Origin of the sequence: Streptomyces cynarae, from assembly GCF_025642135.1 — a bacterium.
In the GTDB taxonomy this organism is placed as follows: domain Bacteria; phylum Actinomycetota; class Actinomycetes; order Streptomycetales; family Streptomycetaceae; genus Streptomyces; species Streptomyces cynarae.
In genome coordinates, this window is the sequence record NZ_CP106793.1 from 588347 (window position 1) to 606990 (window position 18644).

General features: G+C 74.9%; 1 pseudogene. It reads left to right on the top strand.

Annotated features, from left to right (window positions below):
* Nucleotides 1–51: 51 nt before the first annotated feature.
* Nucleotides 52–18641 (top strand): annotated as a pseudogene (locus N8I84_RS02985) (non-ribosomal peptide synthase/polyketide synthase).
* Nucleotides 18642–18644: the final 3 nt, after the last annotated feature.

Genomic DNA, 18644 nt, shown 5'->3' on the forward strand with positions numbered 1-18644 from the left:
GGGCCCCAGGGCCGCCCGCTCCGCATCGTCCCTCTCCAAAGGACTTCACCCATGACGGACCTGCACGACAAGCCCGCACCGGCGGCCTCCGAGCCGCAGGACGGCCTCGCCGACGGGGCGCCAGCGAGCGCCGCGGCCCCGGCTCGGCCCCATCCGACGCTCGGCGCGCTGTTCACCGCCTGGGTGGCCCGCACCCCGGACGCGCCGGCCCTGACCGACGGCCGGCGGACCTGGACGTACCGGGAACTGGCGGCGCGCGCCGACCGGCTGGCCGCCCATCTCCTGCGGCACGATGCCGGACCGGAACGGGTGGTCGCCCTGGTCCTGCCGCGCTCCATGGAACTGGTCGCGGCGGAGCTGGCCGTAGCCCGGGCGGGCGCCGCCTTCCTGCCCGTGGACCCCGCCTACCCCGCGGAGCGGCGGGCGCTGATGCTCGCCGACGCCGCGCCCACGGTCACCCTCGACGACCTGCGGCAGGTCCGCGAGCTGATGGACAGCGGCGACGGCGCGGTACCCGGGTTGGGCGCGGACGCCGGCCACACCGCCTACGTCATCTACACATCCGGTTCCACCGGAACCCCCAAGGGCGTCGCGGTCACCCACCGCGGCATCGGCGGCTTCACCGCGGCCGCCGCCGAGCGCTACGCCGTGGGTCCGGGCGACCGGGTGCTGCAGTTCTCCTCCCCCAGCTTCGACGCCTCGGTCCTGGAGCTGTGCGTCTCCGTGCTGTCCGGCGCCACCCTGGTCGTACCGCCCGACGGCCCCTGGCTGGGTGACGAACTCGCCACCGTCCTGGACCGGCACCGGATCACTCACGCCCTGATCCCGCCGGCCGCCCTGGCCACCCTGCCCGACCCCGCCGACGGCACCGCACGCCACCTGCGCACGCTGATCGTCGGCGCCGAGGCCTGCCCGGCCGCGCTCGTCGACCGGTGGGCACCCGGTCGCCGCATGATCAACTCGTATGGCCCCACCGAGGCCACCATCGTCGCCACCTGGACCGGACCGCTCAGCGCCGGCCGGGGCACGCCGACCATCGGCAAGGCACTGCCCCACACCCAGGTGCACGTACTCGACACCGCGATGCAGCCCGTACCGCCCGGCGTGGACGGCGAGTTGTGCGTGGGCGGCGACGCGGTCGCCCGCGGCTACCTGAACCGCCCCGGACTGACCGCCGCCCGCTTCGTCGCCGACCCCTTCGGGCCGCCCGGTGCGCGCCTGTACCGCACCGGCGACCGGGCCCGCTGGAGGACCGACGGGGAACTGGAGTTCCTCGGCCGGCTCGACCGCCAGGTGAAGATACGCGGCTTCCGCATCGAACCCGGGGAGATAGAGGCGGCCCTGCGCCGGGACGCCGGGGTCGGCGAGGCCGTGGTCGTGGTCCGGGAGGACGAGCCGGGCAGAGCACGCCTCGTCGGCTACGTCACCCCCGCCGCCCGCGAACGGAGGCCGGACCCGGCGACCCTGCGGACGGCCGTGGCCGCCGTGCTGCCGGCCCACATGGTGCCCTCCGCCGTGGTGGTTCTGGACCGGCTGCCGCTCACCGCGCAGCACAAGATCGACCGTCGGGCCCTGCCCGCCCCCGAGCGGACGGCCGCGGCCGGCCACGTCCCGCCCCGCACCGCCGAGGAGCGGGCGCTGGCCGTCATCTGGGCGGACGTCCTGGGCGTCGACCCGATCGGCACGGCCGACGACTTCTTCGACCTGGGGGGCGACTCGATCCTCGCCGCCCGCACCCTGGCCCGGATCCGGGAAGACCTGGGCGTCCGGCTGCACGTACGGGACGTCTTCACCGCGCGCACGATCGCCGCCCTGGCCCCCCTGCTCGGTTCCGCGTCCGGCACCGCGCCGCAGGAGCCGATCCCGCCCGCCCCGCGGGAGGGCGCCCTGCCGCTGTCCAGCGCGCAGCGGCGGCTGTGGTTCCTCGACGACCTCACCGGCGGCGGCACCGAGTACAACACCGGCGTGTCCCTGCGGTTGCGCGGCGCCCTGGACACTGCCGCCCTGCAGCGGTCCCTGCACCGCCTCGCTGCGCGCCACGACTCCCTTCGGACCACCTTCGCCACCGTCGGCGGGCAGGGTGTCCAACGCGTCGACGCGGAGGGCGATCTTCCGCTGCGGATCGCCGACCTCGGTGACGTCCCCGCGGACCGCCGCGCCGAGGCCGCGGAACGCCTCCTCACCGAGGAACTGGGCCGCCCCTACGACCTGGCGGCCGGTCCCCTCACCCGCGCGCTGCTCGTCCGCCTGACCGGCGCGGACCACCTCCTGCTGCTGGCCCAGCACCACATCGTCACCGACGGGTGGTCGGTGGGCATCCTCACCCGTGAACTCGCCGCCCTCTACCGGGCGGAGGTCACCGGAGAGCCCGACGGGCTGACCCGGCCGGCTGTCCAGTATCCGGACTTCGCCCTCTGGGAGCAGCGGCAGCGGGCCACGGAGACGGAAGCGGACGACCTCGCCTACTGGAAGCGGCACCTGGCCGGCCTTCAGCAGCTGGACCTGCCGACGGACCGGCCCCGGCCACCGGTGCGCACCACCGCCGGCGCGGCCCACCGGCACCGCCTCCCGGCGGAACTGGTGGCCCGCCTGCGGCACCTGGCCGGGGGGCGGGGCACCACGCTGTTCACCTTGTTCGCGGGAGCCTCGGCGCTGCTGTTCTCCCGGTACTCGGGGCAGCGGGACGTCGCGTTCGGGACCGTCACCAACGGCCGGGCCCGCCGGGACCTGGAGGACGTGCCCGGCTTCTTCGCCAACACCGTGGTGCTGCGCGGGGAGGTGGACGAGCGGGCGACCGTGGACGGGTTCGTGGAGAGCATGCGGGCGACGGTGCTGGACGCCTTCGCGCATGACGGGGTGCCGTTCGACCGGGTGGTCGAGGAGCTGTCGCCGCCCCGCGACCCCAGCCGCACCCCTCTGGTGCAGGCGCTCGTCGTCCAGCAGGCCGCCACCGCCCCGCCGCACCTCTCCGGTGGCCTGCGCTTCGAGGACCACCCACTGCCCCGCCCGGCCGCCCGCTTCGACCTGGTGCTGGAGTTCACACCTCACCCCGACGGCGGCTGCGCGCTGACCGTGGAGTACAACACGGACCTGTTCGAGGCGGCGACCGTGATGCGGCTCACCCGCCATCTGCACCGCCTGCTGGAAGGCATGGCGGACGGGCCGGGCCGGACGCTGGCCGAACTGCCGATGCTCTCCGACGAGGAGCAGCGCACGCTGGTGCACGACGGGAATCCGCCTGCCCGGCGCACCCGCGACACCCCGGAGGTCACGCTCCCCGAACTGTTCCGCGCGCAGGTGGCCCGTACCCCCGACCGGACCGCCGTCGTCTGCGGCCCCGTCCGGCTCGACTACGCCGAGACCGACCGGCGCGCCAACCGGCTCGCCCGGCTGCTCGTCGCGCACGGCGCCGGTCCCGAGACCCTGGTCGCGCTGTGCCTGCCGCGCACCGCCGACCTGGTACCGGTGCTGTGGGCGGTGCTGAAGTCGGGGGCGGCCTACCTGCCGGTCGACCCCGCCTACCCGGACGAACGCATCCGCCTCATGCTCGCCGACGCCGGGCCCGCCCTCGTCGTCGCCACCCGTCAGACCGCGCCCGCCCTCCCCGAGGACTGCGACCCCCTCATCCTGGAGGACTGCGCGGAGGCGGCCGTGGCCGACACCGAGCTGACCGACGCCGACCGGATCGGGCCGCTCCTGCTGGACCATCCGGCGTACGTCATCTACACCTCCGGCTCAACCGGCCGCCCCAAGGGTGTCGTGGTCACCCACCGCAGTGTTGCGGCGCTGGCCGACTGGGCGCGGGAGCGCTTCGGCGTGGGCCGGCCGGCCCATGTGATCGCCTCCACCTCCCTCAACTTCGACGTGTCGGTCTTCGAGCTGCTGTGCCCGCTGACGGCCGGTGGAACCGTTGAGGTGGTGGCCGACCTGCCGGCCCTCGCCGACGCGCCGGACCCACGGCACGCCGCGCTGCTCAGCGGCGTGCCCTCGGTGGTCTCCCGAATGGTCGCCGGAGGCACGGCACCGGTGACGGCGGACACCGTCGTCCTGGCCGGAGAGGCGCTGCCCGCCCAGACGGTGCACGACGTGCGCGCCGCCATGCCCGGCTGCGGGGTCGCCAACATCTACGGCCCCACCGAGGCCACCGTGTACGCCACCGCCTGGTTCGCCGGCGACCCGCTGCCCGACCAGGCCCCGCCCATCGGCCGACCGGTGGCCCGGACCCGCGTCTACGTCCTGGACCGCTCCCTGCGCCCCCAACCCGTCGGGGTCACCGGCGAGTTGTATCTCGGGGGCGCCGGCCTCGCCCGCGGCTACCTGAACCGCCCCGGACTGACCGCCGCCCGGTTCGTCGCCGACCCGTTCGGCGCGCCGGGAGAGCGCATGTACCGCACCGGCGACCTGGTGCGCCGCCGCGCGGACGGCGAACTGGAGTACCTGGGCCGGATCGACCAGCAGGTCAAGGTGCGCGGCTTCCGCATCGAACTGGGCGAGGTGGAGGAGGCGCTGCGCCGCTGCGCGGGCGTGGCCGAGGCGGCGGCCACCACCACCGACGGCGACGGCCACCGTCGCCTGGTCGGCTATGTGGTCCCCGCCCCCGGGGAGCATGTGGAGCCGGAGGCCGTACGCCGGGAACTGGGCCGCACGCTGCCGGACTACATGGTCCCTTCGCCCGTCGTCGTGCTGGACGCCCTGCCGCTCAACCCTAACGGCAAGCTCGACCGCGGCCGGCTCCCCGACCCGGGCCCCGCCGTGCGCGCGACACGGCATGTCGCGCCCCGTACGTCCACCGAGCGCACCCTCGCCGCGATCTGGGCGGACGTCCTGGACGTGGAGCGGATCGGCGTCGACGACAACTTCTTCGAACTCGGCGGCGATTCCATCCTCGGTATCCAGGTGGTGTCCCGGGCCCGGCAGGAGGGGCTGGCGGTGACCTCCCGGGACGTCTACCGGCACCAGACGGTCGCCGCGCTGGCCCGCCACGCCGACGCCACAGGGCCATTGCGGGCGGCGGGCCCCGCGCCGGAGGCCGCCACCGGGGCGGCTCCCCTGACACCCATTCAGCACTGGCTGTTCGAGGACTTAGCCGAGCGCGCCGGTCACTTCGCCCAGGCCGTGTCCGTCGAGGTGCCCGAGGACCTGGACGCGGCGGCGCTGGAGGCGGCGCTGAACGATCTGGCCGTCCACCATGACGCCCTTCGCTCCCGCTTCGTCGCCGGCGAAGGGGAACAGGTCCGCTGGCACATCGACGAGCAGGCACCCCGGCTGCGCCTGGCCCGCCACACCGGACCGGACACCGACACCCCGCACTTCGGCCCGTTCGACCTCGCCCGGGGGCCGCTGCTGCGGGCGGTGCTGCACGACCGTGGCCCCGGCCGGCCGTGCGTCCTGCACCTCGCCGTCCACCACCTGGTGGTCGACGGGGTCTCCTGGCGGCTGCTCCTGGAGGACCTCGACCGCGCCTACCGGGCCCGCCGCGCCGGCCGGGACGGTCACGCGGCCCTGCCCGCGAAGTCCTCGGCGCTTCGGCAGTGGGCGCGTCGGCTCGGCGCGTACGCCGACGACGGCGGTTTCGCCGACGAGAGGGCGTACTGGGAGCAGGCCGTCCCGGACGCCGCGGCCGGCCTGCCCGCCGACCTGACGGGCCCCGACACCTACGCCTCGGCCCGCGCGGTGACCGTGCGTCTGAACCCGGAGGACACCGCGGCCCTGCTGCGCACCCTGCCGGACACCTACCGCACCCGCGCCAACGACGTGCTGCTCGGCGCCCTCGGCAGGGTGTTGTGCGCCTGGAGCGGACGGGACCGGGTGGTGGTCGACGTCGAGGGACACGGCCGCGAGGAACTCTTCCCCGAACTGGACATCAGCCGCACCGTCGGCTGGTTCACCACCCGCTATCCCGTCGTCCTCGCCGTCCCGGCGGAGGCCGGCTGGGACACCGTGCTGAAACAGGTCAAGGAGCAGCTGCGCGCCGTACCCCGGCACGGCCTGGGCCATGACGCGCTGCGCCGACTGCCCGGGCCGTCGGCGGCGCCGCAGACCCCGGCCGCACAGGTCAGCTTCAACTACCTGGGCCGGATGGGGTTGTCGGAGAGCTCGGACGGCTTGTACCGGGGCATCGCCCGGGCTCTGGAGCTGGACGCCCACCCGGCGGCCCGGCGTCCGCACCCCCTGGAGGTCGTCGGCCGACTGGACGGCGACGCACTGGAGTTCAGCTGGTTCTATTCGGAGCAGGTACACCGGCGGGACACCGTCGCCGCCCTGGCGGAACGCTTCGCCCGTGAGCTCGCGGACCTCGCCCGGTACGCGGCCGGGCCCGGCGCCGCCGGGCGCACCCGTCCGACTTCCCGCTGGCCCGTCTGGACCAGGCCGCCGTGGACCGGATCGCGGGAGCGGACCCGGCGGCGGTGCAGGACGTCCTGCCGCTGACGCCGACCCAGGCCGGCATGCTCTTCCACGGTGTCGCGCAGGACGACCGCGGCGTCTACTTCCAGCAGCTGACCTTCGTCCTGGACGGCGTCCCCGACCCGGCGGCTCTCGCCGCGGCCTGGCAGCGGGTGACCGACCGCACCGATGTTCTGCGCGCAAGGGCCGTCTGGCAGGACGTACCCGAGCCGCTTCTGGTGGTGCAGCGGCACGCGACCGTGCCGGTCACCCACCTGGACTGGCGCGACCTGACGGAGGACGAGCGCCGCGACCGGCTGCGCACCCTGCTGGAACGCGACCGCGCGGACGGCATCGACCTGACGTGGGCCCCGCTGCAGCGGCTGCGGCTCGCCCGCGTCTCCGACACCGCGGTGCGCGTGGTGTGGTCCTTCCACCACCTGCTCCTGGACGGCTGGAGCCTGTTCCAGGTCCTGTCGGACGTGTTCGCCTGCCACGCCGGGGCCACCGCCGACGCCCTGCCCGACCGCCGCCCCTACCGCGACTATGTGGCCTGGCTGCGTGAACGCGACACCGACGCGGCCGAAAGGCACTGGCGGGACCGCCTGACCGGGCTCGCCGAGACCACGCCGCTGCCGTACGACCGCGAGCCGCGCGAAACCCACCGCGCCGAGTCCACGCGGGCGGTCCGCGCCACCGTGCCCGCTGCCACGACCCGGGCGCTGCGGGACATGGCGCGGAGCTCCGGCCTGACCCTCAACACCCTCGTCCAGGGCGCCTGGGCACTGCTGCTGGCCCGGCAGGCGGGTCGGGGTGAGGTGGTGTTCGGCACCACCGGGTCCGGACGGCCGCCCGAGTTGCCGGGCGCCGAGTCCATGACCGGCCTGTTCATCACCACTCTGCCCACCCGGGTCACCGTCCCGGCCGACGGCACCCTGCTGGACTGGCTGCGCCGACTGCAGCGCGACCAGAGCGAGGACCGGCGTTTCGACCAGCTGCCGCTCACCCGGATGCGCACGTTCACCGAACTCCCCGAGCGAGCCGCACTGTTCGACAGCATCGTCGTCTTCGAGAACTACCCGGTGGACGACGGCCTCGCCGCCGCCCACGGACTGCGCCTGAGCGACCTGGACGGCGTCGAGACCACCAACTACCCGCTGAGCCTGGTCGCCTACCCGGGCTCCGAGCTGACCCTGCGCCTGGGCTACGACCCGGAGCTGTTCGACGCCGCCACCGCCGACCGGATGGCCGAGTACCTCACCGTCCTGCTGAGCGGCATGGCCGCCGGCGCCCAGCACCCGTCCGCCCGGCTGCCCTTGCTGACCACGGACCGCCGCGAACAGGTGCTGCGCACCTGGAACGACACGGCCACCGCTCTGCCCGAGGCGACGGTTGCGGACCTCTTCGCCGCCCAGGTGAGCCGTACCCCCGACGCCGTCGCCCTGGAGGACGGGGACGAGCACGCCACCTACCGGGAACTCGACGCGCGGGCAGCACGGCTGGCAGGGCGCCTGGCCGCGCTCGGGGTCCGGACGGAACGTCCGGTCGCGGTGCTGATGGACCGTTCAGCGCAGCTGATCGTCGTGCAGTTGGCGCTCGTGCGCTGCGGCGGGGTGTACGTGCCCCTGGACGGCAGGGCGCCGCGCGAGCGGCTGCGCCGGATGCTGACCGAGGCCGGGGCGGACCTGCTGCTCACCGACGCCGCTTGGGAGGAGACGGCCCACGCCGTGCTGCCTGGCGACAGCGTCGTGCGCGTCGACGAGCGCACGGCGGACGGTCCCGCGAGCGGCGGTACGGACGGCACGCGGCCCGGCCCCGGCACCGACCGGACCGCCTCCTTCGCCGTGCACCCCGACAACGTCCAGTACCTGATGTTCACGTCCGGCTCCACCGGCACCCCGAAGGGGGTCGCGGTGCGCCAGCGCGACGTCGCAGCGCTCGCCCGGGACCGCGCGTTCAGCGGGCACGACCGGGTACTCGTGCACTCCCCGCACGCCTTCGACGCGGCCACCTACGAGGTGTGGGTGCCGCTGCTGCGCGGCGGTACGGCCGTGCTGGCGCCACCGGCCGACCTCGACGCGGCCCAGGTCCGCCGCGCCGTCACGGAACAGGGAGTCGGATGCCTGTGGCTGACCGCGGGGCTGTTCCGCCTCCTCGCCCAGGAGGACCCCGCCTGCCTGCGCGGTGCCCGCGAGGTGTGGACGGGCGGCGAGGCCGTGCCCGGCGCGGTCGTCCGCCGGGTCCTGGAGGCCTGCCCCGGACTGACCGTCGTGGACGGTTACGGTCCCACGGAGACCACCACCTTCGCCACCCGCCGCGTCTTCCACGCCGGCGACCCGCTGCCCGCGGTGCTGCCCATCGGACGCCCCCTGGACAACACCCGCGTGTACGTCCTCGACGACGCCCTCCAGCCCCAACCGCCCGGTGTTCCCGGCGAGTTGTACATAGCCGGCGCCGGACTGGCCCGGGGCTACGCGGGACGGCCCGGCGCGACCGCCGCCCGCTATGTCGCCGACCCGTTCGGGCCGCCCGGCGAGCGGATGTACCGCACGGGCGACATCGTGCACTGGAGCCCCGACGGCGAACTGCACTTCGTCGGCAGGGCCGACGCCCAGATCAAGATCCGCGGCTTCCGGATCGAACCCGCCGAGATCGAGGCCCGGCTCACCGCCCACCCGGACATCGCCGAGGCGGTCGTGTCCCTGTGCACGGACGGCGGGCGCAAGCGCCTGGCCGCCCACGTCGTACCGGCCGGCGGCGCGGCGCTGCCGCCCGCCGCCGAGCTGCGCGCCCACCTGGCGCAGGCGCTGCCCGACTACATGCTGCCCGCCGCGTTCGTCACCGTGCCGGAGCTGCCGCTGACGGCCAACGGCAAGGTCGACCTGCGGCGCCTGCCCGCCCCCGACTGGTCCGCGGGCGACGAGACCGCCTACCGCGCCCCGCGCACCGAGGCCGAGCGGGTGCTCGCCGAGATCTGGGCCGATTTGCTCGGCGTGGAGCGGGTCGGCGTCGACGACAACTTCTTCATGCTGGGCGGCGACTCCATCCTCAGCATCCAGGTCGTCTCCCGGGCCCGGGCGGCGGGCCTCGCGCTCACGCCCCGCGAGCTGTTCCGCCATCCCACGGTGGCCGAAGCGGCCGCCGCCGGCGGCAGTGCCGCATCCGCCGCCGGCACCGCACCGGTCAGCGGAGAGGCCGCCCTGACCCCGATCCAGCACTGGTTCCTCGACCCGCGTCCCGCGCACGCCGGGTTCTTCAACCAGTCCGTCGTCGTCGAGACACCCGGCGACGTCGACCCGGACGCCCTGCGCCGCGCCCTGGCCGCCCTGTGGACCCGTCACGACGCCCTGCGCTCCCGGTTCGTTTTCGACGGCGACACCTGGCGCCAGTACGTCACCGCCACGGACGCCCCGGTGCCCGAGCTGCTCCAGGTCTGCCCCGTCGAGGCGGGGACCGCCGAGGAGACCGAGGCCCGCGTGACGGCCGCCGCCCACGCCGGATTCCGCCTGGACACCGGCCCACTGCTCACCGCCCGCCTGTTCACCACCGACGGCACCCGGCCCACCCGGCTGCTGCTGGCCGTGCACCACCTGGTGGTGGACGGCGTGTCCTGGCGGATCCTTTTGGAGGACCTGGAGACCGCCTACCGGCAGGCCGCGGCAGGGCAGCCCGTGCAAGTGCCCGGCCGTACGACCTCCGTGCAGGAGTGGGCCCGCCGGCTGAGCGACCACACCGGTGCGGGGGGTTTCGCCGACCAGCGCGCCCACTGGGAGGAGGCCGCCCGGCACTGCGCCGTTCCGCTGCCCGTCGACGGGGACGGCGGAAACACCATGGCCGACGTGCGTCAGGTGACCGTCCACCTGGACCGGGACGGCACCGACGACCTCCTGCGCAGGGTCCCCGGTGTCTACCGCACCCGCATCGACGACGTCCTGCTCACCGCGCTGGGCCGGGTCCTCACCGACTGGACCGGACGCGAGACCGTCGCCGTCGGCCTGGAAGGGCACGGCCGCGAGGACCAGTTGTTCGAGGACGTCGACCTGTCCCGCACGGTCGGCTGGTTCACCTCCCTCTTCCCGGTCGCCCTGCGGGTCCCGGCGGGCGACTGGGGCACCGCGCTGAAATCGGTCAAGGAGCAGCTGCGGGCCGTGCCCGACCGGGGCCTCGGCCACGGCGCCCTGCGCCACCTGGCCCGCGACGAACGGCTGACGGGCACGCCCGCGCCCGGCGTCAGCTTCAACTACCTGGGCCGTTTCGACTGGAGCGCCGACGGCGGCGGCCTGATCGGCGCGGTGCCCGGCGGACTCGGCGGCGCCGAGGCGCCCGGCACCGAACGGGCGCACCTGCTGGACGTGGTGGCCCGCGTCGAGGAGGGCCGGCTGGAGATCACCTGGTACTACAGCCGCGGACGGCACCGGGAACAGACCGTCAGCGGGCTCGCCGAGGGCATGCTGCGGGCGCTGGAGGAGATCGTCGCCCACTGCGGGCGGCCCGGGACGGGCGGCCGTACGCCGTCGGACTTCCCGCTGGCCCGCCTGGACCAGGCGGCCGTCGACCGGGTCTGCGGGGACGGACGCGGGATCGCGGACGTCCACCCGCTGACACCCATGCAGGAGGGCATGCTCTTCCACAGCCTGCTGGACCCCGACGTCCGTACCTACGTCAACCAGGTGCAGCTGGTGCTGTCCGGCGTCAACGACCCGCGGGCCCTCGGCGAGGCCTGGCAGCGCACCGCCGACGCCAACCCGGCGCTGCGCACCCGGCTGGTGTGGCAGGAGACCCCCGACCCGCTCCAGGTGGTGCAGGACCGGGCCACGGTGCCCGTCACCCACCACGACTGGTCCGGGTGGTCCGCGCAGCGGTGCGCGCGGGAGCTGGACCGGCTGCTCGCCGAGGACCGGCGGATGGGCATCGACCTTGCCACGGCGCCGCTGATGCGGCTGACCCTGATCAGACTGTCGCCGGACCGGGTGCGGATCGTGTGGACCTTCCACCACGTCCTGCTCGACGGCTGGAGCGCGGCCCAGGTCTTCGACGAGGTGTGCGAGCGCTATGCCGCCCTGACCACCGGGCGCCGCCCGCAGCTGCCCGAGCGCAGGCCGTTCGGCGACTACCTGCGCTGGCTGGCCGGGCAGGACACCGCCCGAGCCGAGCAGTACTGGCGCACGACCCTCGCCGGGTTCCCGGCACCCACCGCGCTGCCCCGGGACCGGCGGCCCGCCGACGCCCACCGCAGCTCCTCGTCGGGGTCGGTGCGGGTGACCCTGGACGCCGGTGTGTCGGCGCGGCTGAGGGACACCGCCCAGCGGGCGGGCCTCACCGTCAACACCGTGTTGCAGGGCGCCTGGGCGCTGCTGCTGTCCCGCTACGGCGGCGGTGACGACGTGGTGTTCGGTACGACCGTCTCCGGCCGGCCCGCCGAACTGCCGGGCGTGACCTCGATGGTCGGCCTGTTCATCAACACGCTGCCCACGCGGGTCCGGATCGACGGACGGCGCCCGCTGCGGGAGTGGCTGCTCGAGCTCCAGGCCGCGCAGTCGGAGGCGCGGCTCCACGACTTCGTCCCGCTGGCCCAGGTACAGGCGTGGAGCGAGCTGCCGGGCGGCACCAGCCTGTTCGACTCCATCGTGGTCTTCGAGAACTACCCCTTCGACGAGGGGGCGTTGGGCCGGCACGGCCTGGCCATGGAGCAGGAGCGAGATCTGGAGCCGACGAACTACCCGCTCAGCGTGGTCGTCGCGCCCGGGGACACCCTCGCCGTCAACCTCGACTACGACCCGACCGCGTTCGACGCCGAGACGGTGGAGGGCCTCGGGGAGAGCCTGCGCACCCTTCTGACGGGGATGGCCACCGACCCGGACCGCCGCCTGGCCGACCTGTCCCTCCAGGATGCCGGCGCGGGCCGTGACCTGGTGGAACGGTTCGGCGGAGCGGTCGTACCGGTGCCGTACGGCACACTGCCCGAGGCGTTCGCGCGGCAGGCCCGGCGCACGCCCGACGCCGAGGCCGTCCGCTGCGGCGCCGAACGCCTCACCTACCGCGAACTGGACGAGCGCTCGAGCGAACTGGCCTGTCTGCTCATCGCCGCCGGCGCCGGACCCGAGCGCTTCGTCGCCCTCTGCCTGCCGCGCACCGCCGGCCTGATCGTGGCGCTGCTGGCAGTTCTCAAGAGTGGCGCCGCCTATCTGCCGGTGGACCCCCGGTACCCGGCCGAGCGGGTCGCGTTCCTCTTCGAGGACGTACGGCCCGACGCGGTCATCACCTGCGCAGAGACCGAGGAGCGCCTGCCCGAGGGGCACTTCACCCGGATCCTGCTGGACGCCCCGGGCCGCGCCTCGACCGCCACCGTCGGCGACGGCGAACGGCGCAGCCCCCTGCTCCCCGGCCACCCCGCCTACGTCATCCACACCTCCGGTTCCACGGGCCGTCCCAAGGGTGTCGTGGTCAGCCACGCCTCGGTGCTGGCGCTGACCGACTGGGCGGCGGCCGAGTTCACCGGCCGGGGACTGGAGCACGTGGTGGCCTCCACCTCCCTCAACTTCGACGTGTCGGTCTTCGAGATCTTCTCGCCGCTGCTGTCCGGCGGCTGCGTGGAGGTGGTCCGCGACCTGCTGTCCCTGGCGGAGCGTCCCGGACCGTGGCGCGCCGGACTGCTCAGCGCGGTGCCCTCGGCCCTGGACCGACTCCTGGCGGAGGACGCCGTGCGGGTCACCGCCGACACGGTCGTACTGGCCGGCGAGGGCCTGCCCGCCCGCACGGTCCGTCGGGCGCGCGCGGCGATCCCTGGATGCCGGGTGCGCAACATCTACGGCCCCACCGAGGCCACCGTCTACGCCACCTCCTTCACCTGCGACCCGGCCGACCCCGACCGTGACCCGCCCATCGGCAGGCCGCTCGGCGGCACCCGCGCCTACGTCCTGGACGACCGGATGCGCCCGGTCCCCGTCGGTGCCCCCGGCGAGTTGTTCCTCGCCGGCACCGGTGTGGCCCGCGGCTATCTGCGCCGGCCCGGCCTGACCGCGTCCCGCTTCCTGCCCGATCCGTTCGGCTCGCCCGGCAGCCGCATGTACCGCACCGGCGACCTGGTGCGCTGGACGGCCGATGGCGACCTCGTCTATCTCGGCCGCGGCGACGACCAGGTGAAGGTGCGCGGTTTCCGCATCGAACTCGGCGAGGTCGAGGCCGCGCTGGCCCGCCACCCGGCCGTGGCCCAGGCGGCGGCCCGGGTCGTCGAGCACGACGGCCACCGCCGGCTGGTCGGTTACGCGGTGCCCGGCGAGGGCGGGCTTCCGGATCCGGCCGAGCTGCGCGCCTTCCTCGCCCACAGCCTCCCCGACCACCTGGTCCCGGCCCTCGTCGTGCCCCTGGAGCGGCTGCCGCTCGGCGCCACCGGCAAGCTGGACCGGAAGGCGCTGCCCGCCCCCGTGTGGGCCGCCCCGGCCGCCAGCGGCAGCCGGCCGCCGCGCACCGAGGCCGAGATCACCCTTGCGGCGATCTGGTCCGAGGTGCTCGGGGTGACCGAAGTCGCCGCAGACGACAACTACTTCATGCTCGGCGGGGACTCCGTCCTGGGCATCAGGATCGTCTCGGCCGCCCGCCGTGCCGGCCTTACCCTGACGCCCCGGCAGCTGTTCACGCACCAGACCCTCGCCGAACTCGCCTCCGCGGCGGAGCGGGTGCCGGCCCCGTCGGCCGCCGCCGAACAGGGCCCGGTGACCGGCGACGCCCCGCTCACCCCCGTACAGCACTGGCTGTTCGACACCCTCCCCGGCGACCCCGCCCACTTCGCCCAGACCGTCTCCTTCGAGACGGACCCCGACACCGACGAGACGCTGCTGCGGGCCGCCCTGGCCGCCGTACTGGAGCACCACGACGCGCTGCGGCTGCGTTACGAGGCGGCCGGCGACGGGCAGTGGCGGCAGCACGGCACCGCACCGGGAGGCTCCCCGCACCTGGAGGTCCATCACGGCGTTCCTGCGGAGGAGGTGGCCGAGGCGCTGGCGTCCGCCTTCGACCTGACCGGCGGGCCGCTGCTGCGGGCCACACTGTGCCGACCGGGTGACGCGGGGCGGCCGGGTGACGCGGGACGGCCGGTGCTGCTGCTGGCCGCGCACCACCTGGTCGTGGACGCGGTGTCCTGGCGGGTGCTCCTGGAGGACCTGGACACCGCGTACCGTGCCCTGCGCGACGGTGAGCGGCCCGACCTGGGCGCGAAGACGACGTCGTTCCTGGCGTGGGCCCAGCGGCTCACCGCCCATACCCGGGCCGGTGGCTTCGACGGCGAACTCGCGCACTGGCGGGGTCTGGGTGCCGGCACTCCCCTGCCTGCCGACCACAGCGGCGGCGCCAACACGGCCGCCGTCGAGGAGACCGTGACGGCCGGCCTCGACGCCGAGGAGACGCGCCGCCTCCTCCAGGACGTTCCGGAGGCGTACCGCACCCGCGTCAACGACGTCCTGCTGTGCGCGCTGGGCCGCGTCCTGGCCCGCTGGACCGGCCGGGACCGGGTGGCGGTCACCCTGGAGGGCCACGGCCGCGAGGAAATCTTCGACGGCGTGGACCTCTCCCGTACCGTCGGCTGGTTCACCAGCATGTACCCGGTCACCCTGGACGTGCCGCGGGACGCGGACACCGGCACCGCGCTCAAGGCCGTCAAGGAGAACCTCCGCTCGGTACCGAGCGGAGGCATCGGCTACGGCGCGCTGCGCCACCTCCACCCCACGGCCGGACCGGATCTGCCTGACCTGCCGCAGATCTGCTTCAACTACCTGGGGCAGCAGGACTGGAACGCCGCCCGGCCGGGCGGTCTGCTGCACGCGCCCGGCAGCGGCCTCAGCGGCGGCATGGACCGCTCGGCGGACCGGCCCCACCTGCTGGACGTCCTCGGTCAGGTGACGGGCGGCAGGCTGGAGTTCACCTGGTCGTACTCCCGGGAGGTGCACTGGCGGGAGACCGTCGCCCGTCTCGCGGCCGAGCTGGCCGACGAACTCCGGGCGATCGTGCGGCACTGCGCCGAGCCCGGTGCCGGCGGCCGCACGCCGTCCGACTTTCCGCTGGCGCCGCTGGACCAGGCGGCCGTCGACCGCCTCGTCGGCACCGGAGAAGACGTGGTGGACGTCTATCCGCTCACCCCCACCCAGGCCGGCATGGTCCTGCACGGCTTGGACGAGGCCGGAGGGGGCTTGTACGTGGAGCAGATCACCTTCGTGGTCGAGGGCGCCCGCGATCCCCGATCGCTGGCCGCGGCCTGGCAGCACGTGGTCGACCGCACACCCGTGCTGCGCACGTCCGTCGCCCTGCGCGAGGTGCCCGTGCCGCTCCAGGTCGTCCATGGGAGCGCCACCCTGCCGGTCGCCGAGCACGACTGGAGCGCCCTGCTGGCCAGCCGGCACGAGGCCGAACTGGAACGGCTGCTCGCCGACGAGCGCGCCCGGGGCGTGGCCCTGGACCGGCCCCCGCTGCTGCGGCTCGCCCTGGTCCGGCTCGGGCCGGACGCCGTGCGGGTGGTGTGGACGTTCCACCATGTGCTGCTGGACGGGTGGAGCGTCTTCCACGTCCTGTCCGACGTCATGGCCGCGCACGCGGCCCTGGCCTGGGGTGAGCGTCCGCGGCTGCCCGAGCGCAGGCCCTTCGCGGACTACGCCGCCTGGCTGGCCGCCCGCGACACCGGCCGTGCGGCGGAGCACTGGCGCGGCGTCCTCGCGGACCTGACCACGCCGACCCCGCTGCCGTACGACCGCAGGCCCGCACCCGGCGGCACGGCGCGCTCCGGTACCTGGCTGTCCCAGCGGCTGGGCAGCGAGGAGACGCACCGGTTGCAGGAGTTCGCCCGACGGCACCGTCTCACGCTGAACACGCTGGTCCAGGGAGCCTGGGCCGTGCTGCTGTCGCGCTGGAGCGGAGAGCGGGAGGTGTGCTTCGGCACCACCGTCTCCGGGCGGCCCGCCGATCTCCCCGGCGCCGACACCATCACCGGCCTGTTCATCACCACCCTGCCCGCCCGGATCACCGTCGACGGCGCGGCCCGCTGCGCCGACTGGCTGCGCGCGGTGCAGGAGGCGCGGGCCGAGGACCGCCGCTTCGACCACATGCCCCTGAACGAGCTGCACACGCTCGCACAACTGCCGCCCGGCACCTCGCTCTTCGACTCCCTGGTGGTCTTCGAGAACTATCCGGTGGGCGACGCGACCGCAGGCGCGCACGGCCTGACCCTCCGGGACCTGGACGCCAGGGAGGCCACCAACTACCCCCTCACCGTGGTCGTCTCCCCCGGCGACCGGCTCGCCGTCGAACTCGGCTACGACCCGCGGTACTTCGACGCGGCCACCGCCGGCTCCCTGGCCGGGCAGCTGCTGCACACGCTGCGCGCTCTGGTGGGCACGGACGGCACCGGCCGCCTCGACGCCGTCGACGTCCTGCCGCCCGAGCAACGGGCCCGGCTGCTGCGTGGACCGGTCCGCCCGGCACTCGGCCAGGTGGCCCCGGCCACCCTGTCCGCACTGTTCGAGGCGGCCGTCGACCGGTGGCCGGCCGCACCCGCGCTCGGCGCCCCGGGCCGGCTGCTGACCTTCGCCGAGGTGGAGACGCATGCCAACCGGCTCGCGCACCGGCTCATCGCCCGCGGCGCGGGCCCCGGTGACCTCGTCGCACTGCTGCTGCCGCGCTCGGCGGACATGGTGCTGGCCCAGCTTGCGGTGGCGAAGGCCGGCGCCGCGTTCCTGCCCGTGGACCCCGCCTATCCGGAGGAGCGGATCGCGCTGATGCTGCGCGACGCGACTCCCGCCCTCACCCTCGACGCGAAGGAGATCGCGGGGCTGCTCGCCGCTCCCCCCGACGAGGTGCCGGGGCACCGGCCCATCGACGCCGACCGGACCCGGCCGCTGCACCTGGACGACCCGGCCTACGTCATCTACACCTCGGGCTCCACCGGCACACCCAAGGGAGTCGTCGTCACCCACCGCGGGCTCGCCGCGTTCTCCGCCGCCGAGGCCGCCCACTACCGGGTGGCCGAGGGCGACCGCGTGCTGGCCTTCGCCACACCCAGCTTCGACGCCTCCGTGCTGGAGCTGTGCATGTCCCTGCCGCACGGCGCCAGCCTGGTCGTACCCCCGCCCGGTCCCCTGCTCGGCGCCGAACTGGCCGGCGTGCTGCGGGCCGAGCGCATCACCCACACGCTGCTGCCGCCGGCCGCGCTCGCCACCGTGCCCGCGGACACCCCGGGCACACTGCCGGACCTGAAGACGCTCATCGTCGGCGCCGACGCGTGCAGCGCCGAACTCGTCGCCCGCTGGGCCCCGTACCACCGCATGGTCAACTCCTACGGCCCCACCGAGGCCACCGTCGTCGCCACATGGTCCGCGCCCCTGGTACCCGACGGCGGCGCCCCCGCCATCGGCCGTCCGCTGCCCGCCACCGGCGCCTACGTCCTCGACGCCCGGCTGCGGCCGATACCCGACGGCGCGGTCGGCGAACTCTGGCTCAGCGGCCCGGCCCTGGCCCGCGGCTACCTGGACCGGCCGGGACTCACCGCGACCCGATTCGTCGCCGACCCCTTCGGACCGCCCGGCACGCGCATGTACCGGACCGGCGACCTGGTACGCCGTGACGCCCGCGGCGAACTGCACTACCTGGGCCGCACCGACCACCAGCTCAAGCTGCGCGGCCACCGCATCGAGGCGGGAGAGGTCGAGGCAGCACTCGTCCGCCATCCGGGTGTGCTGGACGCGGTGGTGACCGTACGGGAGGACGAACCGGGCCTGCAGCGCCTGGTCGCCCACCTGCTCACGGCACCCGGCGCCGAACCGCCCACCGTGGCCGGGCTGCGGGACCTGGCCGCCCGCTCGCTGCCCGGCTACATGGTCCCCACGGCATTCGTCGTCCTCGACCGCTTCCCGCTCACCGAGAACGGCAAGACCGACCGGGCCGCGCTGCCCGCACCGGCACCGGCGGCCGAGGAGCCGGAAAGCGCCGCCCACGTGGCACCCCGGACGCCCACCGAGGAGGCCCTGGCGGCCATCTGGGAGGAAGCACTCCACAGTCCCGTGGGCGCCGAGGACGACTACTTCCTGCTGGGCGGCGACTCACTGCGCGCCCTGCTCATCGCCTCCCGCGCGAACGACGCGTTCGGCGTCACGCTCACCCCCCGCGACGTCCTGGTCTCCCGCACCGTCGCCGCCCTGGCGGAACTGGTCGAGGAGCAGGTGCTGAGCGAACTCGAAGACGCCGCATCCGGCGGCCACGACCACGACGAACGGTGAGGA